Origin of the sequence: Paenibacillus dendritiformis, from assembly GCF_021654795.1 — a bacterium.
In the GTDB taxonomy this organism is placed as follows: domain Bacteria; phylum Bacillota; class Bacilli; order Paenibacillales; family Paenibacillaceae; genus Paenibacillus_B.
Genome location: NZ_AP025344.1, coordinates 217,454 through 237,470, shown reverse-complemented (window position 1 = coordinate 237,470; position 20,017 = coordinate 217,454). Strand labels below are relative to the sequence as shown.

At 50.5% G+C, this 20,017-nt stretch carries 30 protein-coding genes and 1 tRNA gene; 4 read left to right on the top strand and 27 right to left on the bottom strand.

Annotation, left to right across the window (positions count from 1 at the left end):
* Nucleotides 1–87: 87 nt before the first annotated feature.
* The 25 genes from L6439_RS01150 to L6439_RS01030 all read right to left on the bottom strand — a co-directional run bounded on the left by L6439_RS01150 (nt 88) and on the right by L6439_RS01030 (nt 14,442).
* The gene (locus tag L6439_RS01150) at nt 88–354 is read right to left on the bottom strand and encodes a DUF3850 domain-containing protein (protein WP_213468618.1); all 267 of its coding nucleotides are present in this window, start codon (nt 352–354) and stop codon (nt 88–90) included.
* The gene (locus L6439_RS01145) at nt 345–518 is read right to left on the bottom strand and encodes a hypothetical protein (protein ID WP_213468617.1); all 174 of its coding nucleotides are present in this window, start codon (nt 516–518) and stop codon (nt 345–347) included. Before L6439_RS01145 ends, L6439_RS01150 begins: the two co-directional genes overlap by 10 nt.
* The gene (locus tag L6439_RS01140) at nt 515–700 is read right to left on the bottom strand and encodes a hypothetical protein (protein WP_213468616.1); all 186 of its coding nucleotides are present in this window, start codon (nt 698–700) and stop codon (nt 515–517) included. The genes L6439_RS01145 and L6439_RS01140 overlap by 4 nt, the downstream gene beginning before the upstream one ends.
* 136 nt (nt 701–836) lie before the next feature.
* The gene (locus L6439_RS01135) at nt 837–1,205 is read right to left on the bottom strand and encodes a hypothetical protein (protein WP_213468615.1); all 369 of its coding nucleotides are present in this window, start codon (nt 1,203–1,205) and stop codon (nt 837–839) included.
* A gap of 31 nt (nt 1,206–1,236) precedes the next feature.
* Nucleotides 1,237–1,599, bottom strand: coding sequence for a hypothetical protein (locus tag L6439_RS01130; protein WP_213468614.1), 363 nt, complete (start codon nt 1,597–1,599; stop codon nt 1,237–1,239).
* A gap of 18 nt (nt 1,600–1,617) precedes the next feature.
* Nucleotides 1,618–2,094, bottom strand: coding sequence for a hypothetical protein (locus L6439_RS01125; RefSeq protein WP_213468613.1), 477 nt, complete (start codon nt 2,092–2,094; stop codon nt 1,618–1,620).
* Between the two features lie 63 nt (nt 2,095–2,157).
* Entirely contained in the window at nt 2,158–2,496 is a 339-nt protein-coding gene (locus tag L6439_RS01120) for a hypothetical protein (protein ID WP_213468612.1), read from the bottom strand.
* 2 nt (nt 2,497–2,498) lie between these two features.
* Nucleotides 2,499–3,017 (bottom strand): phage N-6-adenine-methyltransferase, encoded by a 519-nt coding sequence (locus L6439_RS01115; RefSeq protein WP_237096699.1) that lies wholly within the window; start codon nt 3,015–3,017, stop codon nt 2,499–2,501.
* An 86-nt stretch (nt 3,018–3,103) separates the two neighbouring features.
* The gene (locus tag L6439_RS01110; RefSeq protein ID WP_213468611.1) at nt 3,104–4,072 is read right to left on the bottom strand and encodes a hypothetical protein; all 969 of its coding nucleotides are present in this window, start codon (nt 4,070–4,072) and stop codon (nt 3,104–3,106) included.
* A gap of 1 nt (nt 4,073) precedes the next feature.
* Nucleotides 4,074–4,607 carry a crossover junction endodeoxyribonuclease RuvC gene (locus L6439_RS01105; protein ID WP_213468610.1) on the bottom strand — a complete coding sequence of 178 codons (534 nt, stop codon included), beginning with the start codon at nt 4,605–4,607 and terminating at the stop codon, nt 4,074–4,076.
* Nucleotides 4,604–4,792, bottom strand: a complete 189-nt coding sequence (locus L6439_RS01100) for a hypothetical protein (RefSeq protein WP_213468781.1) — start codon at nt 4,790–4,792, stop codon at nt 4,604–4,606. The genes L6439_RS01105 and L6439_RS01100 overlap by 4 nt, the downstream gene beginning before the upstream one ends.
* On the bottom strand, nt 4,789–4,947 hold the full coding sequence (locus tag L6439_RS01095; RefSeq protein WP_182914571.1) for a DUF6906 family protein: 159 nt from the start codon (nt 4,945–4,947) through the stop codon (nt 4,789–4,791). The genes L6439_RS01100 and L6439_RS01095 overlap by 4 nt, the downstream gene beginning before the upstream one ends.
* 13 nt (nt 4,948–4,960) lie before the next feature.
* A complete protein-coding gene (dnaB, locus tag L6439_RS01090; protein ID WP_213468609.1) occupies nt 4,961–6,391 on the bottom strand; it encodes a replicative DNA helicase in 1,431 nt (476 codons plus the stop codon).
* Nucleotides 6,388–6,729 carry a hypothetical protein gene (locus L6439_RS01085; protein WP_213468608.1) on the bottom strand — a complete coding sequence of 114 codons (342 nt, stop codon included), beginning with the start codon at nt 6,727–6,729 and terminating at the stop codon, nt 6,388–6,390. The genes dnaB and L6439_RS01085 overlap by 4 nt, the downstream gene beginning before the upstream one ends.
* Nucleotides 6,707–7,729 (bottom strand): replication protein, encoded by a 1,023-nt coding sequence (locus L6439_RS01080; RefSeq protein ID WP_213468607.1) that lies wholly within the window; start codon nt 7,727–7,729, stop codon nt 6,707–6,709. Before L6439_RS01080 ends, L6439_RS01085 begins: the two co-directional genes overlap by 23 nt.
* 28 nt (nt 7,730–7,757) lie before the next feature.
* A complete protein-coding gene (locus L6439_RS01075) occupies nt 7,758–7,949 on the bottom strand; it encodes a hypothetical protein (protein WP_237096879.1) in 192 nt (63 codons plus the stop codon).
* 200 nt (nt 7,950–8,149) lie between these two features.
* Nucleotides 8,150–8,857, bottom strand: coding sequence for an MBL fold metallo-hydrolase (locus L6439_RS01070; protein WP_213468606.1), 708 nt, complete (start codon nt 8,855–8,857; stop codon nt 8,150–8,152).
* Nucleotides 8,857–9,999: a hypothetical protein gene (locus L6439_RS01065; RefSeq protein WP_237096698.1), complete on the bottom strand. Its 1,143-nt coding sequence runs from the start codon at nt 9,997–9,999 to the stop codon at nt 8,857–8,859. Before L6439_RS01065 ends, L6439_RS01070 begins: the two co-directional genes overlap by 1 nt.
* On the bottom strand, nt 10,000–11,991 hold the full coding sequence (locus L6439_RS01060) for an AAA family ATPase (RefSeq protein ID WP_213468605.1): 1,992 nt from the start codon (nt 11,989–11,991) through the stop codon (nt 10,000–10,002). It lies immediately after the preceding gene.
* Nucleotides 11,988–12,188 (bottom strand): hypothetical protein, encoded by a 201-nt coding sequence (locus L6439_RS01055; RefSeq protein ID WP_213468604.1) that lies wholly within the window; start codon nt 12,186–12,188, stop codon nt 11,988–11,990. The genes L6439_RS01060 and L6439_RS01055 overlap by 4 nt, the downstream gene beginning before the upstream one ends.
* A gap of 374 nt (nt 12,189–12,562) precedes the next feature.
* Complete coding sequence (locus L6439_RS01050) at nt 12,563–12,823, bottom strand: hypothetical protein (protein ID WP_213468603.1); 261 nt, start codon at nt 12,821–12,823, stop codon at nt 12,563–12,565.
* Nucleotides 12,820–13,092: a hypothetical protein gene (locus L6439_RS01045; protein ID WP_213468602.1), complete on the bottom strand. Its 273-nt coding sequence runs from the start codon at nt 13,090–13,092 to the stop codon at nt 12,820–12,822. Before L6439_RS01045 ends, L6439_RS01050 begins: the two co-directional genes overlap by 4 nt.
* A 5-nt stretch (nt 13,093–13,097) precedes the next feature.
* Nucleotides 13,098–13,346 (bottom strand): helix-turn-helix domain-containing protein, encoded by a 249-nt coding sequence (locus L6439_RS01040; RefSeq protein WP_237096697.1) that lies wholly within the window; start codon nt 13,344–13,346, stop codon nt 13,098–13,100.
* A 337-nt stretch (nt 13,347–13,683) separates the two neighbouring features.
* Complete coding sequence (locus L6439_RS01035) at nt 13,684–13,974, bottom strand: hypothetical protein (protein WP_213468601.1); 291 nt, start codon at nt 13,972–13,974, stop codon at nt 13,684–13,686.
* 267 nt (nt 13,975–14,241) lie between these two features.
* On the bottom strand, nt 14,242–14,442 hold the full coding sequence (locus L6439_RS01030; protein WP_420540582.1) for a helix-turn-helix transcriptional regulator: 201 nt from the start codon (nt 14,440–14,442) through the stop codon (nt 14,242–14,244).
* A 194-nt stretch (nt 14,443–14,636) separates the two neighbouring features.
* On the opposite strand from L6439_RS01030, the gene L6439_RS29225 reads away from it, so the two are divergent.
* The 4 genes from L6439_RS29225 to L6439_RS01010 all read left to right on the top strand — a co-directional run bounded on the left by L6439_RS29225 (nt 14,637) and on the right by L6439_RS01010 (nt 17,838).
* A complete protein-coding gene (locus tag L6439_RS29225; RefSeq protein ID WP_213468599.1) occupies nt 14,637–15,020 on the top strand; it encodes a helix-turn-helix domain-containing protein in 384 nt (127 codons plus the stop codon).
* Nucleotides 15,021–15,070: 50 nt separating this feature from the next.
* Nucleotides 15,071–15,712 (top strand): hypothetical protein, encoded by a 642-nt coding sequence (locus L6439_RS01020; RefSeq protein ID WP_213468598.1) that lies wholly within the window; start codon nt 15,071–15,073, stop codon nt 15,710–15,712.
* A 77-nt stretch (nt 15,713–15,789) separates the two neighbouring features.
* Entirely contained in the window at nt 15,790–16,644 is an 855-nt protein-coding gene (locus L6439_RS01015; protein WP_213468597.1) for an ImmA/IrrE family metallo-endopeptidase, read from the top strand.
* 12 nt (nt 16,645–16,656) lie between these two features.
* Nucleotides 16,657–17,838, top strand: coding sequence for a tyrosine-type recombinase/integrase (locus L6439_RS01010; protein ID WP_213468596.1), 1,182 nt, complete (start codon nt 16,657–16,659; stop codon nt 17,836–17,838).
* 90 nt (nt 17,839–17,928) lie between these two features.
* On the opposite strand, the gene L6439_RS01005 is transcribed toward L6439_RS01010, so the two are convergent.
* Nucleotides 17,929–18,003: transfer RNA gene (locus tag L6439_RS01005), tRNA-Thr, on the bottom strand.
* A 72-nt stretch (nt 18,004–18,075) separates the two neighbouring features.
* Nucleotides 18,076–19,848, bottom strand: coding sequence for a B12-binding domain-containing radical SAM protein (locus tag L6439_RS01000; RefSeq protein WP_213468595.1), 1,773 nt, complete (start codon nt 19,846–19,848; stop codon nt 18,076–18,078).
* Nucleotides 19,849–20,017 lie beyond the last annotated feature (169 nt).

The following is a 20,017-nucleotide window of genomic DNA, read 5'->3' as shown; positions in this document are numbered from 1 at the left end:
TTCCCCTTTGTGTGGTATATTTGGAAAGAAGGAAATACGTTTTTGACCGCCCCCGCAGCCCGGCCAAGGATTCGCGGAGGCCGTCTTTTATTTTTCCAGAAGTATTGACATCGCTACGTACCCAGCAGGCAGCCACGGGGCGCCCCGTAAAATATGCGTTACAAGGACTTTTGCATCCCAACCGCTGTACGTCTCGGTTCGGGGGTCCCATTCTTTCAGGTGAAGCGTGTCGCCCACCTCGTAGCCTCGATCATCCAGCCGAATTTCAACCGTCTTGCGCCAGCAAGGGTCCGGCTCCGTTACAGCCTCGAAATGCTCTGGCCACACTTTCAATGTGTGAAGGCTCAAAACCATTCCCCGCCCTTCTTCATGTACTTACCGTTATGGCTCATCTGGGAGGCAAGTATTGCAGTCTGTCCCTTATATTTCCGCGGTTTCAGCGCATCCAGACGTTCACGTTCAGCCTTCAACTGCTCTGGATTCAATGTATATGAGGTCACTTTCTTATAGTCGGTCATCTTTCTACACTAACTCCTTCCTCGTCATCTGCTTGGGTGAATGCGCGTTTGAACATGGTTTCAAGTAGGCTCAAATACAATTCCAGTTCATCATCAGTTTTCGCATCTATATCTGGCCCATGCCCCGGAACAGCCTTGAAATTTTCAAGTCGCTTCAGAAGTTCTTTGCGTCTTTCGGTCATGACTGCTTCCCCTCCTCAACCTTTACATAACCTGCGCCGCTGCACACCGGGCAATCAGGATGATTTTCCGAGGATGTGTATCCTCTTCCATTGCAGGCCCCACACTTTTCAACTTGTCCACTCAGATAATAGTCGCTCATTCTGCTATCCCCTCCTGTATGCGCTGTATGGCTGCCTTGGCTCTTGCACCGCCATCATCCACTGCCCAGGAGATGAATGATCCACCTTCATATCGGCCGTGGATCCAAGTTGTCCAATTTGCGTACCATTCAAGCTCGCGCAATGTTTCGGAAAGAAGCGACTGGAAACGAGCAGCAAGCATTTCATATTCGAAACATTCTTCTTTCAACCGTTCTACTTCTTCCCATGCTGTAATACCGTCTGCGCGAAATAGTTCCGCTGCTTTGATCAGCGCCCGTTCCTTATGTAGATCGTTTATATATGCATCCTTCGCTTCATCAATAGCTTTAAGTCCGGCAGCGCGCTGTTCAACTGTTAGTATCATCCCGTTACCTCCCTTAGAGGGCCCGAAGGCCCTATATCGTTTCTGGGAACAATTCCGGCTCCAATGCTTTCAAGAGCCGACATGCATCACTAGGAGTGCCCTCGCCATTTATCACTCGATGACGTAGACTGTTGTCTATCGGCCCCCAAATAACGAACCGCCCTTTTTCGTAGTTATCTGCAATAAAGTTGTTGATAGCAAGAGCGAGTAGGTCAATATATTCGCCTCTATCCCCTGATTCATCCATCTGTTCATCCGTGACGCCTGCCGCCCGAAGCATACTCCGTACTCGATCGGTATCATGGACCAAGATATATGCGTCTTCTCCGCCGTTCCGTTCGAAGGCCTCGGTGTTCAAAATATTAAGAATTGTTACGGCATTTTTTCTATCCATCGTTTTACACTCTCCCCTTCATTTTTTTCGTTCTTGCGTATATATCAATTTTCCATCTTGGTACAGTTCCGTCATGTGGTACCCAATTAATCCCTGGGGTATCGGTAGTGGACCATGCTGGCACTCATCACAGCAAGTAAATTTCACGTCTACAAAACTTCGTTTCCATTCAGCGGTTGGTTGTTTGGGTCTAACAAAGAACCAGTAAACGCTATGGTAGTGTACAAGCTCTACGTTGTTGGATACGATGCTCCCGCAATAATCGCACATAAGAGGGAGGAATCCATCGAACAAATCGCCTTGCCCATCTATCGGGTGATCCTGCCGATACCAACGCATTCGTTCATGGTCAACGACTTCATAGACGTTTCCGTACATCCCACGGACAAATTCCCAACGCTCGCCAGATGCAACTTTTTCGGCTGATCGTCTCTTCGCTCGTTGATCCGCACGAATATTACGTTTTATATCCGGGTTCATGCATACATAAGGCATGTTTCTTCTCTCCTCTGGTCTGCTCCCACTTCGAACCGGGATAGTGTAAAATTCTTGGGATGCTCAAGTTCTCCCCTCCCCAGCTAGCAGGCCCAACATGGAGAACGCGTGCAGCAACTTCTCAAAGGCCCGGCTTCGAATCTTCATGTATGTGACCGCACTGATCGACGGTTCGAAAGCGAATGAATATACCTGTGTGTCGGTGATTCGTTCTCTCTTCATGTACCTCTCTCTGATAATCAACTGCTCGTCCGGATCGAGGTTGGCTACAACCTCATCAATGGCTTGACACCAGCGGGCCTCTTCCGGAGTCTCGGCCAGCTTGATATTATTCATGAAGTTATAGAACCTGTATGTTTTGAAGACTCCCTCTATCGCCGTTTTCATTGCCTTAGGATCCATGGCTATCCTCCTAATCCCATCGACTGGGCGGTATATCTGTGATCCATGCATATCTGCGATATCCCTGCAGGATTGGCCGGGACGTAGAACGAGCCCCGCATGCTGCAGCCGGGATACCAGACCACAATTGCCGACGGGAAGGGAGCTCCGTCCTCGGCTCCTTCGAACTTCAACCGCCCCTTGAGGTAATAGATCCGGCCAAGAAGTGCGTTATCTTGGAACCAAATCGTATCAGTGCGAGCTGCAACCAAGCCTACCACCGTCACACCTTTATGGGCTTCCTCGACCGCTTTCCGCATCCAACGGCTCACAGCTCTACCGTATGGCGGATTCATCCAACAGACGCCTGTCCAATCTTGGGCAAGGCCGTTCTTTTCGATGTCGAAGTAATTCGGGTGCTTTTGGTTTTGTTCATTCGCGCATACGTCGACCGTGAAGCAGAACGCCTCATGAAGTTGGTCATATAGCCATTGAGGAGTTCCCCAATCGTCTCGCTTACTAGTGCGCAGTGCTTCATCCAAGAGTTCCCCCACCTTTTTCAAGAATGTATGTTCGGTTTGACGGCCGCAAAGTGCTGCTGCAGCCGTCAACCTCTCCCCTATTTGATTTACGCGGCGCCGCCGTTCTCTTTCATTTGCTTCGCGACGCGCTTCTTATACGCGGTCCACCGTGTCGAGAATTGTCCGCTTGTCAGGCCGATCTTATTGGCGATTTCCCGCCACGTGGTATTCGAGCTGAGGCGTTCCTCCAACAGCGACGGGAAGTCGATTGGAAGGTCGTCATAGGACGGGCGGTGTTCCAGAATGAACTTTTCAAGCTCTTCCTTGTCCACTTCTTCGGCAGCCGCGCCCTGGTCTTCCTCCGCAGCAGGTTCTTGATCGGAGCTCTGGTCGTCATCTTCGAACTCTACCGTTCCCGGCACTCCATCCTCTTCGTCACCTCCGGTATCCGCTGGCTGAGCATCTTCTTGCGCAGCCTTATCCGCTACTGGTTCAGGCTCGTCCTGCACTTTGCCTTTTCTCCACTCGTCCCACTTGGCAGCCAGCGGCGCAACCCGCGCCCGGTATTCGTCAAAGATTTCAGCAACTTTCCCGCTGCTCATTTCCAGCTCATTCGCAATTTTGAGGTACGTTTCCCCACTCCGAATGCGCTGAATATATGTGGGGAAGTCGTAAGGCAAATCCTCGTATGACGGCGCCAGGCGAGCAATGATGAAGTCATCAACGATGTCCTTGTCAGATTCCTTCGCTTCGTGTTTGACTGGTACTTCCTCTTTCGGAACTCCTTCCAGTTCCATTTCTACCTGTTCACCATCTGGCTTCACCTCGGAAACAAGCCCTTTTTCGTCAACCCGGTAATGCTTGATTGGCTTCTCTGTTCGTGCATTGACCTCGACGTTATACTGTACAACTTGGCTTTCCAGAGCGAACCTGACGTTTTTCTCGATCATCTTCCGCAAGTGGTAGTAATCTTCGCGGCTCTCTAGATCCTGCGTAACTTCGATTTGCAGAACCAGCTTCCCGCCTTTCTTCATGTTTGCTCCAATCAATGTTCCCTCGGACTCGATGTAACCCATGTCAAGCAGCTCCTTTTTTGATTTTTTGATGACAAGCCCAGCAGAGCGCAATGGCGTCTGACGGGTCATATAAACGTTCCTTGATGTCGCCCTTCTTGTACTTTCCTTTCGGGTCGTCTCTCTGGTAGAAAAGAGGAACGGCGATGTCGTCGTAATCCAATCCGAAAAGCATCTGCATTTCGACCGCGACGGTCTCCTTGTCCGCATTCCCCTTCCCCGTATGCATCTTGAGTTCCGTTGGCCGAATCTCTGCAATTCTGATTCCCAGATGTAATGCCGCGAGCGTCACCATGGAGTAAGCCCCCACAAGTGCCAAGACGCTATTGGCATTCTTGAAATGGACTGGACGCTCCAAGACGACGACATCCGGGCGTTCCCGTTTCAAAAGCCCATACGTGTCTTGATAAATCGCATCGAGTACAGCCGGCATTTTGATTTCAGTGTAATCCCTAAGCCCAAAATTTCGCGGCCGTCCGGCCACCATAGTCGCCCATCCGGCATAATTGGTCCCGTGATCAATTCCCATGATTTTCATGATAAGTCCTCCCTGCTTACCATCAGCCTCATCTCAAACTCGCGTATTCCCTCGTCGAGCTCGTCCGGATTGATGTCAGCGAATTCCGTTTCGAGTTCTTCCCGGGCGGGCACCTCGTATGTTCGCTCGAATCGGTGCTTCATGTATTCATACACGCTCCACCGGCTCCAAGGTCTTCCGCTCATGCTCCCCACCGGAGCCGCCGCACCTGTCCTTTTTCCCTGCTCACAATCACCATCTGCTGGCCGTCATCCCGCTCCACAAACCAGTTATCCGGGAGCAGTTTTTGCCGACGAAGCTCCATCTTCTGCCGTCTTGTCGGTTTTCGTAGCTTCTTCATGTCCAATCCCACCTCATTTCGCCCAGCGGCGTTTGTTAATGTCACTCACTTTTGCCGGAGGCTGAGGCTTATCCCGCTCCCGGTCGTAGCTTACGAATTTATTGAATTGTTTCAGGAAAACCAGCTCGACGGTCCCGACCGGGCCGTTCCGCTGCTTGGCGATAATGATTTCGATGATGTTCTTTTTCTCAGTTTCTTTGTCGTAATAGTCATCCCGGTACAAGAAAGCGACAATGTCGGCATCCTGCTCAATCGAACCGGATTCCCGCAGGTCGGACATCATCGGGCGCTTGTCCTGGCGCTGCTCCACGCCCCGGCTCAGCTGCGATAGGGCAATGACAGGGACGTCCAGCTCGCGGGCCAGTTGCTTCAACATCCGTGATATCTCGGATACTTCCTGCTGCCGGTTCTCTCCCGGCTTGCCGCGGCCAGCGATAAGCTGCAGGTAATCAATGATGATCATCCCCAAGCCCCGCTCTTTTTTGAGGCGGCGGCATCGAGCGCGGATCTCGTAGACATTCAGCCCTGGCGTGTCGTCGATGTAGACATTAGTCTCGGCAAGCTTGGCAATCCCGTTCGTCAGCTTCTCCCAATCGCCGTCCTCGAAATATCCGGTCCTCATCCTGCTGGCATCAACCCGCGCTTCCGCACACAACATACGCTGCGCAAGCTGCTGTTCGGACATCTCAAGGCTGAAAATCGCAACCGTCTCTTTCGTCCGTACACCGACGTTCTGGGCGATGTTGAGCGCGAATGCGGTCTTTCCGACCGATGGCCGGGCCGCAACGATGATGAGGTCGCTGCGCTGGAAGCCTGCCGTCATCTTGTCCAAGTCGGGGAATCCGGAAGGCAATCCTGTGATCCCGCGGTCTTCGTCACGAGTCATATACCGCTTCTCGGCCTCTTCGTACACGGATAGCAGCACAGGGCCAAGCTGGCTAAAGTCCTTCTTCGGCGCCGCAATATCTCCGAGCCGCGTCGCTGTTTCTTGCAGGCCGGATATGATCTTGGTCGGGTCCCCCGATGTCACCGCCTGCTCCACTAGGGCCATGCTCGCCTCGATGCTCTGGCGCAACAGGTACTTTTCGAGAACGATGCCGGCATAATGCTCTGTGTTTGCCGTGGTCGGGACGCTGCTTGACAGTCGCGATAGGTAACTGACTCCACCGACCACCGCAGCCTCGTCATGCTCCGAGAGCTTGTTGGCCAGCGTCAACATGTCGATCGGGCTTCCTTCGTTGGCCAGCTCCACCATACGCCGAAAAATCTTCTGGTGTTTCGTAGCGTAGAAAGCGGATGGCGTCAGTCGTTCCTGCAGCATGTCCATAAGCTGCGAGTCGATCAGCACCGCGCCGAGTACCGCCTGCTCTGCCGCGAGATCCTGCGGTGGTTCCGTCCCAAGGATATCGGCCAGCGATGGTTGCTGCTGTTTCTGCTGACTCATGCGCCTTCCCCCTTCACAAGAGCCCGAACCCGTTCAAGGTTGCCCGGCGGCGGCGGGGCCGCGTTTTGGCGCCATGCGTCCAGCTGGTGGAAATATTCGTTCGTCTCAAGTTTCATGCGGTTGCGTTCAATCTGCTCTCCTAGTCGCCCGCGGATGTCTGCAATCGTCGGCGGGAACCGCTCTGTCATGATATGCTTGTCCACGTTTTCCAAAGCAATTTCAAAGGGAAAATCTTTCAGGTATCTGAAATTGTCTTTCACGTTCTGAACACTCCCGTCGAAGCTTGGATAATGGCGCTTGATGATTTTGAACAACTCAGCCGCTTCGTCGATCTTCACGTCTTCTCTCCTCCTCGATGAACCTATCGAGTTCGTCAATTTGGTCTTGCTTCCGGCTACGAAACCCTTTTTGTTGAGTAACCTGCTCCTGCGGTCCGCCTCGCTCTTGGTATCCCTTTAGAATGCCCCTCACGTAAGCCAGCGTCTTTACATTGTGTCGTGCTGCCTCTCGCATTGCGTTCAACAGCCATTCGCCTCCGTAATCGTCATAAAGGTATCCAAGGTCTTCGGCTTCGAACTCAGTGACATTCCCGTTCTCCGTGAAATTTTTTTCGTAGGCACGGTATATGTATCCGAATGTGTATTCATGGTTGTTGCTGCTGCTGGATGACCCCGTACCTTTTTCAGTTACAGTATCTTTACTACTACTGCAGTTATTCTTTTTTATTATTGCTTTAATAATTGCTTTCGGGGCCCCGTGAGCCTTGATATGACGGGAAAAATCGCGTTTTTCGTTTCCCTTTTTGGGAAATGAGGACTTCCCTATTTGGGAAATGGTCGCTTCCCCTTTCGGGAAGTCATTTCCCGATTCGGGAAACAAGTTCCCTTTTTGGGAATCGTTTTTCGTTTCCCGATTTGGGAAGTCGCTTCCCTTTTCGGGAACTTTTTTCGCCAAGTTTGGAGACCGATTCTCGATATTTAACTTGATTAATTCTTTCATTCTCCCTGAGTTAAAACTTCCAACTGCGTCTATCGTCCACTGGTCATAGTGCTTGTTAATTTGAAAAGCATTCAAACTTCGCTCCCAAAAAATCACTTTATTTTCGACCAGCGTTTCAAGAGCATTCCGTATGTGATTACTCCCGACTCCACATAATCCAAAGTCCTTCAATTGAGGAATGATCGCCGATGGCTTCCCGCACCCCCAGCTCAGCGTCAATATGAAATTGATTATGTCATGCTGCCGCTGATTAAACTTCCGGCGGATCATCTCTCGGTGTATTTCATGCGCAATTCGGATATGCGGGTCGTCTGGTTGGGGATTTACGCTGGAATCCACCGACTCTCACCCCCTACTGCTTGCCATATTAAATGGCGCGCTCCTGCTTCGTTTTCTTTTGCCATGCTTTATCAAAAGGACACCGCTTGGCGGGAATCTCATAGTGCCTCCGACCAAGCACGAACGATACAAATCGATCCGTGCTGCGCTCGTAGTACATGCCGTTCAGTGGCGGCTGCGGCGCCAACGCTTCAAAATCAAACAGGTCCATCTGAACCACGCTCAATGCCTTCTCCCCCTATCGTCCTGGAGATATATGAACGGATATTTCGCACGGACGACTCTCCAGCCAGGATATCCCCGCTCGAAGTAGGCCCGGACCTCCCGTTTGAATGCTTCTGGATCTGAGTCTTTCAAACTCCAGATCCGGTTGCCAATCATGCTTTTCATAAGTGGCTGTAATTCGTTCATCCCGCTCGCCTACCTTCCGGCCACCCGGACGACTTTTCCGGTCAGCGCCTGGATCTCACTCTTGAACAGTTCCTCGTCGCTGTTGTTGTCGCTGAGGTGCAAAAGCCAAATTTCCTCCACGCGCTGCAGGTCATTCGCCCGCAGGAACTCCTTGACGTTCTCCAGGCTGAAATGGGACCTCAGCAGCCGACTTTTCATGACTGCTGGCACGCGGCCGGCGGCGATATTCTCCCGCAGTATCCGGATCGAGTAATTACACTCGACCATGATATGAGTGAGGCCCCTAAACCTATAGCGGATGTAATAGGTATCCGTGGCGAACAGCAGCTTGTCCCCTGCCCGATTCGTTAGCAGGAATCCCAGCGGCTCTGCAGCGTCGTGTTCGGCCTCAAAGGGCAGAATAGTCCATGTGCCGATGGTAAACTGCTGCCGGGCCGCTACAGGCCTCAGGCGGTGGCTAGAAAGCCCCAAGGCTTCCGCCGTGCCCTGCCCGGTATACACATTGATTCCGGCCTTCATCACATCCTTGGCGGCCTTGCTGTGGTCGCCATGGTCGTGAGAGACCAAGCAACCCGCAATATCCGACAACCGGAACTCCAGGGCTCGCTGAATGTCTTTGAATCGGAGCCCGGCTTCCAGCAGGAGAGCCGTATGCCCATCCGTGATCCGGTAAGCATTGCCCGCGCTGCTGGAGCCAAGCGGCATAATGTCGATCATCAGAAGCCAGGTCCTTCGTCGAGGGTTTTTTCAAAATCCTCGAAGTCTATAGCTGCCTGGCCCGGAGGTTGGGCTGCTTCCGGAGTTTCTTGCGGCCGCTCCTCTTCGGGCGGATACGGAGGTTGAGCCGACTTCTCAGGCTGCGGCTGTTGTTGCGACTCCGACGGTTGCTGTAGAATTGGCTCTACATCGATAACTTCACCGTTTGCCCGCTCCGCGATTTCCACCTGCACAGCGGAGTAGGCTTCGTCGGAAGTCTCCGAATATGCCATTTCCACCAATGCGTTCCCGAAGTCCTTCGGGATTTTTTTTACAATGTTATTTCGCATTTTACGGATAATCATGGACTCCCGGCTCTGATAATCTGTCCATGCTGGGCTAATGTACTGCTGCAATTCCGGATCGTCGAGCGCGCCAAGCCCAAGCTGTTTCGCTTTCTTGAGGACCTCCGCTTTCTTCGCACCAATCTGCTTTTTCTGCTCCGCATTTGCATTGAAACGATCTTTACAGATGCCGAAGGTTTCATTCATCATGTTATTGTTCATGTGGGCTATCAGATTTCTGGCCACGTCTTCACGCTCTGCAATGTGGAATTCAACGGTTCCATCTTTCTTCATAATGGGATAGACAACCCGGATGACATCCCCCTTCCCCTTCGGAATCCACTTGGGGGGGATTACGTCAAAGCCGGTATATTGCGGGTACGTAAATTCGTCGCCTTCCCGAACGAGCCAGAACTGCCCGACCTTCGCCACATCACGACCAAACCGGGCCAGAATGGCGTCGTTCCCATCCCCTTCGATCCCCATCTCGATCTGCTTCTTCCAAATGTCCTTTCCGTCAGGCCCTTTCGTCTTGATATTGCGGACTTGGAAAAATACTTCGCGCGGGCTTGCCGCAGCGTTGAGCTTCAGTGATGCGACCGAGAGCAAAGTTTGCGTAACGTTGCTCTTGTCCAGTTGGGGATCATTCCAATCGATCCCCTTGGCATCCAATGCGGTATTAATAGATGAAATGGCTGACATGACGCATTGTTTGGAATACTGATCCATGTTGATTCCATGCCCAGTGAGTTGAGATTCGATCATGGGCAGGAAGATGTCATTTACCTTGGTTAGAGCTGTTGAAAATGGTGCACTCAATCAGATCGCCTCCTGCATGCTGTTGTTTTCTGTCTCTACACGAAGCTGCTTGTCCGCTTCGGACACGACTAGACGGATTACCTGGGCGTTCGTGTCGATTAACTTCGTGACGGCTTCGGCGTTGTCGACGAATATCGGCGCCGAGAAGCCGTAATGCTCAGATAAGGCATTGATGATGTCCAACCCAACGTTGATCCGGGCGGCGTTGTTAAGCCCACCGTCGTATGGCACACCTTTGAAGGTGGTCATGCAAACCTCTTTTAGGCCGCCGTTGACCTGCTGGTCGAACAACTTGAACCGAGCATAGCGGAACTTGGAATTGATTTTCGATTCAAGCATGCTGACCTTAGTTCGGATGAACTCCTCCGTGAGGAAGAGCTCCTGTTCGAGTTGTTCGAACTCTGCAGCCAGTGCTTTCTCTTGCTTCTCCAGCTCGACAATACGCTGTTCGATTGCTCTGGCCTGACCGATTTTTGCCTTCTCTGCCTCGAGTAATTCGAGCTCCGCGCGGAGCTCGGCTATCTGATGCTGGACTGCTCCTGCTGCGGCAATGGTGCACGAACGAAGTTTTTCAATTTCTTGCCGTACATTTAGGGCTTCACCCTGCAATTGCTGATATCTTGGATCGGCAGTCGGGTCCTGCATACCAGCGCGGAGAGTGGCCAGTTCAGCCTCAGCAGCGGCAAGTAGTTCCCGTTTCCCTGCCAGAGCCCGCTGATTTTCTTCACGAGCGAAAGCAAAGCGATCAGCTTCCTGTTGGAGGCGTTCGGCTTCCGCCATTGCTTCTTTGCCTTGGGCAGAGATCTGTTCCAGCCGCTTTGACTTTGTTTTGTTGAAATCGGCCAGTACCTTGTCATGTGCTGCCTTAAGCTGTTCATCCGGGAGAACCTGCCCGCACGTTGGGCAGTTCTCATCATGATGATGATCCGGCATCGGTTGACTGTTTACTGTTACCCATTCTTCACGCAAGCGCTTCGCCTCTACCTCACGGTTCTGCGCCTTGCGCTTATTCAGTTCAATGCGTTGTTCTGCGTCATCAATGCGCCGGCGTAGCTCGTCTACTTCCCGGTGGAGAGCATCGACTCCCGCCCGCTTGCTCGCTATCAGATTTAGAGTCTCTTGCTGCAGGTCATTTTTGATCCCAATCAAATCGGTCTCAATCTCCCGCAGCCGCTTCTCCTTAACCGCGATTTCACCGCCGGATTGTATCCGGGACAATTCTTCCTGTTTTGCCGCAATGCGACTGCGCAGGGTCTGGATGTCTTCCTGCAACAGGTCCTCGTCCATCTCCGCAATGTCCGGGGCGCTCCGGCGTGCCTCATCGATGCGAACCGGTATCTTCTCCAGCTCCTTGTTGATGTCGGATCGCCGGGCCGCAACCACTTTGCGGTGATCCTCGATGCTGCGGCCGTTCAGGATGTGGGGCAGCCGTTCCAGAGCCTTGTTGCTCTGAATGACTTCCGCATCTGTGATGTCTCCGCAGACTTCAAGAAGTATGCGGCGGCGTTGCTCCCATTTCAGCTGCTCGTTGAAAAATGCCGGATTGGTCAGAAGCTTGAATACGTCCTCCTTGATCACCGCATCCACTGCTGCAGCGTACTCGCCTTGCTTCACCGGCACACCATCCACAAAGTAAGATGTGGTATGTCCGGTGAACTCCGCTCTGGCAGCGCCACGCTTTTTCGTCCATTTCTCGGCGTATACGCGGCGGAACGTCTTTCGTCGACCGTCAAGACTTAAAACCAATTCGACCTCATGGTCAAGGCCGTGCTGCAGGACGTTTCCCGCTCCATCCAACTCCTTAATCTCGAAGTCGGTGCGGTTGCTACTGTCCTTCCCGAATAACCCCCACATGAAAGCATCAAAAATCGACGTTTTTCCGGTTCCGTTGTCGCCGTACACATCGACGTTCCCATCGTGTGTGATCAGCTCAAAGTTGCGGAATCCCTTGAAATTACGGGACGTCAGGCGTTCCAAGACAATTCGCTTCATGCGATTTCCTCCTTCGCGGTTTGAAGATGCTCATTAATAGCGGTCATGATTTCCGCCAGCTGCTCCTCATCGGCATGCAGTTCGACCGTACCCGTCTGGCCCCGGATGGATAGAATCGTCGGCGTATATCTGAGCTTCGGGCGAATAGCAACTTCAATCCGCTCCTTAGTAACGTCAAACGACATTGCAACTCCCATCGGTACTCCTCCTTGTGTTTGAACGGCCATCCGTGGTAGAATGGCCGTATCAATTGAATTATCAATGAGCAGGAATGACCCGGTGCGAACGGGTCATTTTTCTTTTTTCGAGCAATGACATTTACAATTGCATTCTTTTCTCGGTAGCAATGGGATGATTTCTCCCGATTGCGGCGGCTTTTCGCTCAACCTCACAACCACGCCGCGTTTATCCCGCTTAACCCACATCAATTCTTGCTGCCAAGCTCCAGCATTTGACATCCAATGTCACCTACCTTACCTATGTATTGATGCGTCAGCCGCATCTTTCGACGCCAGTCAGAGGAATGAGACGACTGACCGGCGCCGAAAGACAAAGCCGAAGCTTTGCCTTGCTATTTTGTTGTGTACTGCTCATACTCTTTCTGAAATAATTGCATGATCTCAATCGGTAGATCGTTTATCACATCGTTAAATAGCATCCACCTCGCGTACGCTCGTTCGGCTATAATACGGGCTGTTTGAAATTTTTCTGCAGGTGTATTCGCTACATCCATTATTAGAAAATGCCGAGTGGTTAACGTGTACTCTTCTTTTACGTGAAAGTACCGAGCTGCTAATGCAGCTGCAAATTCTTTCATGTCTTGTTCCGTCATACCGTTCCCTCCTTGCGCTTACCGCGAGAAGGCGATACAATGGACGAAACGAGATACTTTAACCGAGTTCTCAGTGATGACGTCCGGCCTGCCCGCCGGGCGTTTTCTATTTCTTCTTCCGAGAAACGAATCATTTTGTTCAGGTAAGCCATAGCATCCTCGTGCTTCCCTGGGTGAATCTTTTCTGGGTTTTCCTGAATGATTTTCAGGTTCCGCTGGGCATTCTTTCCCGCTTCAAGCGCTTGCTCGACAAGAACCTCTCTGTTCAAGCCTCTCAACCTCCCATAAATGTGGTTAAATGTTGCATAATGCTCAGGCCGTCCATGCCATAAAGGAAAGCAATTAGCACTTCTTTTGCGCCTGTAGCCTCTACCCACTGCATCATCGTGGGCATGTCCGGCACCTTATGATCCTGCTCAAACTTACTTATGCAGCTCTGCGTCCGGTGCAGGCGAGCAGCCATTTCTTCCTGGCTAAGCCCCGCCCGCTCCCGGCAGGCCCGCATAATTGCTCCGAATTTCAACCATTCTCACCCCTTTCCCCGAGTATTCCGAATCGGAATAGTAACCGGAGGGGACGGAGAGTAATATGTAATTAAGAGCTTCACCCCCCCACTCATCCCCTCCCGCTGGCGCAGGTACCGCGCTGGCGGGTTTCTTCTATCCTCTTGAGTGCCGCGGTTACTTCCCGACGTAATGAGCGCAATTCCTTTTGTGATATGGCTTCTGGATTTTTCGCGTGCCCCTTGGCTAACGTTAGCTCAAGAGCTGATTCGATATCCATCCCTTGAACCTTCACCCGAGCAACCGCCATCGTAATGCAGGCTGCCCGGGAAGATGCTTGGTTCCAGCGGAATCTCATTAGGCACCTCTTTGTTTCGCCCATTGAACAAATTCACTCCAAATGACTCTCCGTTGCCGTGGCCCCCCTAGCGTGAATACCGGACAATCAGGTTCTGCAAGGATGTCGGACATTGATTCTTTACTAATGCCCAAGCGTTTTCTGAGCTTAGGAATGGTCAAGACTTCATCTTCTTGAAATTTACTTGATACAGTTATTTCTTTTGGTTGATGTTTTAGAGATTCGACAATCTGGAGTGCTTTTGTCAGCGTCTCTTGCATGCTCTCTAATTCTTGAACTGGTAAGCTCACGGGTTCATCTCCTTTCTATGAGTTCCCTTTATTCAAGGCTCATCAACATGATCGCAACTGGTCCATTACCCGAGGCGTGAAATTCTTTGCCCTGCTTGTTAGCAGTAAAAACGAGTCACTTTGTCCAACCTCTAAGATGCTCACTTTTGGGATTATTGTTGGTTTTGGATTCACTAATGTTTGAACGACATCTTTGAGGAAATTATCAGAAGACTGGCCACCATTAATCTTACCGTTTTGGCAGCGTGGGCAACTTTTTTCGGACATTTAGACAACCTCCTTTGATCGGGACTCACCCAGAGGAAACATTTCGTTTCCTTTGTGTTTAAAAAAAAGGGTCCAATCAAATCCCAAGACCGTACCAATACGTTTCGCAAGGGACACGCCTGGATCCCTTACCTCTGACTCAATCATCCCATAGTATTGTCTACTAATTTTAACTAAAGTAGCGACTTCTTCATGAGTCATGTCTTTTTCATTTCGTATTTTTCGTAACCAATCTCTCCCCATATTCACCACCCCAAGCAACATTTCGTTTCCTTATATCATTCATTATACGCAACATTTTGTTTCTGTCAACGTTATTTAGAAACTTTTTGTTGCGTATATGTTTGGCAACAAAAAGTTGCGTTATACTTACCTTATAAGGTGAGGTGAATTGAGTGTTATCAGAAAGACTTACTCATAAACGGTTAGAAAAAAAACTTACACATCAAAACATGGCTGACAAGCTAGGAATCACTAGACAGGCTTACGGAAATTACGAATCAGGGAAAAGAGATTTGGATACCGAGACCCTTTCAAAAATCGCAGATATACTTGACACTACAACAGATTATTTATTAGGACGTACAGACAATCCCTCACCAAAGAACACGATTGAAGAAGCCCAAATTGATGAACTTCTCAAGAATGAAGTGCACGGTGCCTTTTTTAAAGATTACCTTTCGGCTCCGGAAGAAAAAAAAGAAGAAATGCGCCAGTTTTTAAAGTTCATTTTGCAACAGGAGAAGAACCGAAAACCGGGGCAGCGACAGGGTGACTAAGAACCACCACAACAAAATCCCCTACTTATGGGAATTAGGAAGGGAGACACATGAAAATCCTAAGAACGCTATTATTAGCATTAATTTGCTTAGCAATGGTTACTGCATGCAATAAATCCAGCGAGTCAAAGCAAAAGAATGATCAAGAAGTAGCTGAAGAAGCAACTACAATGCCAAAAGGAAATGAACAAAATGCTCAGGAGCAACAAGAAGCTGATGTTCCCGTAAAAATACCAACTCCTTCATTAGAAGAACAGAAAGAGTATTATTTGAAAGAAACTAAACCTGCGATTGAAGCTATCAATGAAGATTATGATTTTGCTTGGGAAACACTGTGGACATATACGTTCAACGGCCTAAGTGACGGCTCTATTAGCTTTACCGACGGAATAAAAAAATTGGAGACTGCTGAAAAAAGATACGATCGGCTCTATAAGAAAGCACAAGAGATCCCGACCGAGGGCCTAGACAAAGAAAACACTAACAAGGTTGGATCGTATGTTGTCGAGATACAGGATGCGATATCTTTTCGTTTAGAGGCAATTAATGAGGCAATAAAAATGCTCAAAGATGAAGACTTGTCACAATCCAATATTGAGGGGATATATACCATTGTAAATGATGCTAATAGCTTTATGATGCAAGCCGTCGCCTATTTTACGGATATAGAAAAAACTTTAAATGATAAATAGCAGCTTTTATAGCCAGAAATGGCTTTTTCTTTTAACCCAAAACCGAACATACATTCTCATAATTGGAGGGATACATCATGTTAGAACACTACATAATGACACAGATTGAGGAGTTTCAAGAAAGCTTGTACAGACGTATTGGGGTGCGTCACCCAAGCCATCTTACGATCGAGGAAATGGCGGCCCGCTTGAACGTCTGGCTATATTTTGGACCCGTCGGAAGTAAAGCGCTCGAAGTGAGGCCCGGTATGTATTCAGTGAACATCGATTCACGCCTCGATCCTCGACAGCAGTGGCTCGATTTTCTACACGAGCTTTGTCACTTGCTCCGCCATGCTGGCGATCAAAGCATGATGCCGGAGCAATTTACTCGGGCTCAAGAATGTGAGGCGAATGCTTTCATGTTGTATGCTGCCATGCCGATATCCATGATTCAACGGCTTCACCTTCCACAATCGTTTGACGGATGCGTCGAGACGCTTACCAACGAATTCCGCGTTCCGGTGGGCGTAGCAGCTCGGCGGATGGAGCAAATAAAGCGGCGCTGCATTCAAGGAATGTTGCAGCAAGCAACATCATCGTATATGGCGACAAAAGCACCCGTAGAGAGTGGTAGCGAGCGCACCGAGGTCTACGCCTATTATGACCCAGAAGGAGAACTCGACGAACCTTCACAACTCATTGTGAGTGTTGATCAGCAAGACGTTCACAAAGACGAACTACTAATTCCGCTCGACGGCCCTTATGAGCGAATCAACCCCGATAACCCACCTGAAATGTCATGTGTGCCAGTGCGTCCCGAAGATATTGCCTGTAGAAACGGGCACATCGTCTTAAAAATAAAGCGCTTGGCTGAAAGGCATGGACTCGCGGCCAAAAATGTTGTGCTGCAGATGCGAGATATAGAAGAAGCTCAAAAATTTGCTTGGTAGGAGGTCTGTACGATGCGAGGACATATAGCGAAGAAAGGGAACAAATACTACATCGTTATTGATATGGATAGAGATGAGGTGACAGGGAAAAGAAAGCAAAAGTGGTTATCTGGCTACGATAAAAAGAGAGAGGCTGAAAGGGCTCTCCCTAGTATTTTGTCCGCTTTTATAGATGGTAGTTATGTGGAGCCGACCAAGAAAACATTCGGCGAGATCATGGGGAAGTGGCTTCAGGACAAAAAAACATCCGTAAAACACGGGACTTGGAAATCTTACAAATGGCTGGTAGAAACACATATCACCCCAAAATTAGGTCGGGTCCAAATGACAAAACTCAAGCCAGAACACCTTCATACCTTTTACCACGAAACACTGTTGCAAAAAGAAAAGCTATCAGTTGGCACCATCAAAAAAGCTCATGTCTTGATCATGGACGCCTTAAACCGCGCCGTCACTTGGGGGGAAATAAGTCGAAATGTTGCAGAAACCGTTGAATTGCCGCAAGGGAAGAAGGCCAAGTTTGAAGTGTGGAATGAGCAGCAGCTCAAAATCTTTCTCGAGACCGCCAAGAATGATCAATATTACATGGCTTTCGAACTTGCTGCCTCTACTGGAATGCGCCAAAGCGAGATATTAGCATTACGCCGAGTAGATGTTGATTTACGCACAAAGACTGCATCAGTACGTCAAGCCTATACAATAGCTGAGGAAGGCCATGATTTTGATGATACCAAGAATGACAGCAGCATTCGTTCAATAGCACTTTTCGCGAACACAGTTCTACTTTTGAAAACACATTTCCAAAGGCAAGAAAATGAAATGTCCGAGAACAAATTATACAAGGACTCTGGCCTGGTGATACAGACGAGTGTAGGTACTCCCCTAAGCCCCCGTAATTTAATGCGAAATTATTATCGTATTCTTGATAAAATCACCGAAAAATATTCAGACTTTCCTAAGATAAGATTCCACGATCTTCGGCACACTCATGCAACACTGTTATTGAAGGCTGGGATACACCCCAAAATTGTACAGGAACGTCTTGGGCATTCATCCATTAACGTCACATTGGATACTTACTCGCATGTCCTTCCCAACTTACAGGAAGCAGTGCTAAAAAATATTGGAGATTCGATCCTTGGAGATGCACTTGAACCGCCCAAAGAAGCCGAAAATAACACTTTACTTGAGTAAAGGTTAGAAAAATGTTAGAAGTCCGTGTTCCTTTATACAAATAGCGCGGCCCCCGGAACCCCGGAAGCCGCGCCGTTATCGACATGTAAGTGGTGCTGGTGAAGGGAATTGAACCCCCGACCTACGCATTACGAGTGCGTTGCTCTACCCCTGAGCTACACCAGCAGTTTAACAACGAATATTATTATAAATAAATCGGCCAAAAGTTGCAACACCTTTTTTGTATTTTTCCATAAATTACATGTTCTCCATCAACGTTTGGCAAGCATACCAGCGGGGCAACTGCTGCCGTTCCGCCGCAGCGGCCGCCTCCCCAAAGAGGACGAGCATGACGCTCGGGACGGAACGATCCGCTTCTCCCGTTTCCACCAGGCGGACCGCGTCGCATGGCCACAGGTCAACCATGGCATGCTTGTGCAGCCCCTGCTCGGTCAGCTTCAGGCTGCCGAAGCCGGCATGGAGCAGCTCGGGCGCACCCGCCAGTCGCTTCAGCCAGGCCCCTACCTCCGCCTTCGGCGGCGAGGTCCACCAGAGGGTGCGCGGCTTGTGGCGATGCTGCAGCATATAATCCAGCCGCATCAGACTTCGAATGACGTCCAGATCCGGCAACTGCGCCCGCTCCAGAAATTGCTCCAGACGGAGGAACAGATCATGAAGCTGATGTCCGATACGATCCCAACCCTGCTCCGCCCAATCATCTCCGAATTGTTGAAAAAAATCATACGGCGTCGCAAAAGAGCGATGCGTCAAATAATCGACGGTATAATCGGCTCGATGCGAATTCCAGTACTTTTCCAAAATATCCTCAACCCGCTTGATGCGGATGACATCCGAAAACGGAAGAACATCGTTCTCCAGCATTTCATAAGGGGCGTGCTCCATAAATTTATACCCGTACCGGCCGGCCTCCGCCCGAAGGCCCGTGCCGCGGAGCAGCTTCAGGAAGCCGAGCTGCAGTTCCTCCGGCCGGAGCGCGAAGACGTCGTTGAACGTCTTCTTGAACGAGGCGTAGTCCTCTCCCGGAAGCCCGGCGATCAAATCGAGATGCTGATCGATTTTGCCGCCCTCTTTGATAAGGCGCACGGTGCGGCACAGTTTGTCCCAATTTTGCCGGCGCTTGACGAGCCGGTTCGTCTCCTCGTTCGTGGATTGGATGCCGATCTCGAAGCGGAAGATGCCGGGCGGCGCTTCCTTGTTCAGGAACTCGAGCACCTCCGGCCGCATAATGTCGGCGGTAATCTCGAATTGAAATACGCAGCCGTCATGATGATCGATCAGGAACCGGAAAATATCGAGCGCATAGTCGCGGTTAATATTGAACGTGCGATCGAGGAACTTGATGGTGCGCGCCCCCGCCTGAATCAAATACTTCAAATCGGCCTTCACCCGCTCCTTGTCGAAAAAGCGGACTCCCGTCTCCGTGCTGGACAGGCAGAACTGGCAGTTGAACGGGCACCCGCGGCTCGTCTCAAAATATACGATGCGCTTGCCGATCTCGGCCCGATCCGCCTCGAACCGGTAGGGAGACGGCAATTGCTCCAGGTTCAGTTTGTCCTGAGGCGGATTGACGCGGATGTCCGTCTCCTCCCGCCAAGCGATGCCCGCCACTGCATCGACCGGAAGGCCATTGGCGAAGCAGCCGAGCAGCGCTTTGAATACCGCCTCGCCTTCGCCCATCACGACAATATCGACAGCGGGCTCCCGCCGGAGAAAATAGGCCGGGTCGAAGGACACCTCCGGCCCCCCGAGGACGATGCGGACATCAGGCAGCACCCGCTTCAAGATCCGGGAGACAGCCAGCGTCGCTTCGATATTCCATATATAACAGGAGAAGCCGACCACATCCGGCTTCCGGTTATACAAATCGGCGGCAATCTGAAGCACCGGGTCCTTGATGGTATACTCCGCCATATCTATGTCGAATTTATCCTCTGCATATGCCTTCAACAGGCGCAGCGACAGCGCGGTATGAATATATTTTGCATTGATCGCAGCGACAATCGTCTTCATCCTTGCAGCTCCTTCGGCTGATTGCATGTGCGTGCCGGCTTCGGTCCGGCACGCCATTGCTTACCGTATCGGAAGCCTCGCCGGGAGTCTATAGCGGATATCACATCAGGCGCACAAAGACGCTTCGGCATGCTCGCCATACCGAAGCCTGCGGCCAAAGCGGCGGAAA

Coding starts and splice junctions, on each gene's coding strand:
- L6439_RS01095 (WP_182914571.1), bottom strand. CDS start 4,947: ATGAAGAAGCTACGAAAACCGACAAGACGGCAGAAGATGGAGCTTCGT.
- L6439_RS01125 (WP_213468613.1), bottom strand. CDS start 2,094: ATGCCTTATGTATGCATGAACCCGGATATAAAACGTAATATTCGTGCG.
- L6439_RS01020 (WP_213468598.1), top strand. CDS start 15,071: ATGAAAATCCTAAGAACGCTATTATTAGCATTAATTTGCTTAGCAATG.
- L6439_RS01050 (WP_213468603.1), bottom strand. CDS start 12,823: ATGACGGAACAAGACATGAAAGAATTTGCAGCTGCATTAGCAGCTCGG.
- dnaB (WP_213468609.1), bottom strand. CDS start 6,391: ATGAGTCAGCAGAAACAGCAGCAACCATCGCTGGCCGATATCCTTGGG.
- L6439_RS01150 (WP_213468618.1), bottom strand. CDS start 354: ATGGTTTTGAGCCTTCACACATTGAAAGTGTGGCCAGAGCATTTCGAG.
- L6439_RS01110 (WP_213468611.1), bottom strand. CDS start 4,072: ATGGGTTACATCGAGTCCGAGGGAACATTGATTGGAGCAAACATGAAG.
- L6439_RS01015 (WP_213468597.1), top strand. CDS start 15,790: ATGTTAGAACACTACATAATGACACAGATTGAGGAGTTTCAAGAAAGC.
- L6439_RS01135 (WP_213468615.1), bottom strand. CDS start 1,205: ATGATACTAACAGTTGAACAGCGCGCTGCCGGACTTAAAGCTATTGAT.
- L6439_RS01140 (WP_213468616.1), bottom strand. CDS start 700: ATGACCGAAAGACGCAAAGAACTTCTGAAGCGACTTGAAAATTTCAAG.
- L6439_RS01100 (WP_213468781.1), bottom strand. CDS start 4,792: ATGAGCGGAAGACCTTGGAGCCGGTGGAGCGTGTATGAATACATGAAG.
- L6439_RS01070 (WP_213468606.1), bottom strand. CDS start 8,857: ATGATCGACATTATGCCGCTTGGCTCCAGCAGCGCGGGCAATGCTTAC.
- L6439_RS01000 (WP_213468595.1), bottom strand. CDS start 19,848: ATGAAGACGATTGTCGCTGCGATCAATGCAAAATATATTCATACCGCG.
- L6439_RS01130 (WP_213468614.1), bottom strand. CDS start 1,599: ATGGATAGAAAAAATGCCGTAACAATTCTTAATATTTTGAACACCGAG.
- L6439_RS01105 (WP_213468610.1), bottom strand. CDS start 4,607: ATGAAAATCATGGGAATTGATCACGGGACCAATTATGCCGGATGGGCG.
- L6439_RS01060 (WP_213468605.1), bottom strand. CDS start 11,991: ATGAAGCGAATTGTCTTGGAACGCCTGACGTCCCGTAATTTCAAGGGA.
- L6439_RS01055 (WP_213468604.1), bottom strand. CDS start 12,188: ATGGGAGTTGCAATGTCGTTTGACGTTACTAAGGAGCGGATTGAAGTT.
- L6439_RS01030 (WP_420540582.1), bottom strand. CDS start 14,442: ATGACTCATGAAGAAGTCGCTACTTTAGTTAAAATTAGTAGACAATAC.
- L6439_RS01145 (WP_213468617.1), bottom strand. CDS start 518: ATGACCGACTATAAGAAAGTGACCTCATATACATTGAATCCAGAGCAG.
- L6439_RS01010 (WP_213468596.1), top strand. CDS start 16,657: ATGCGAGGACATATAGCGAAGAAAGGGAACAAATACTACATCGTTATT.
- L6439_RS01120 (WP_213468612.1), bottom strand. CDS start 2,496: ATGGATCCTAAGGCAATGAAAACGGCGATAGAGGGAGTCTTCAAAACA.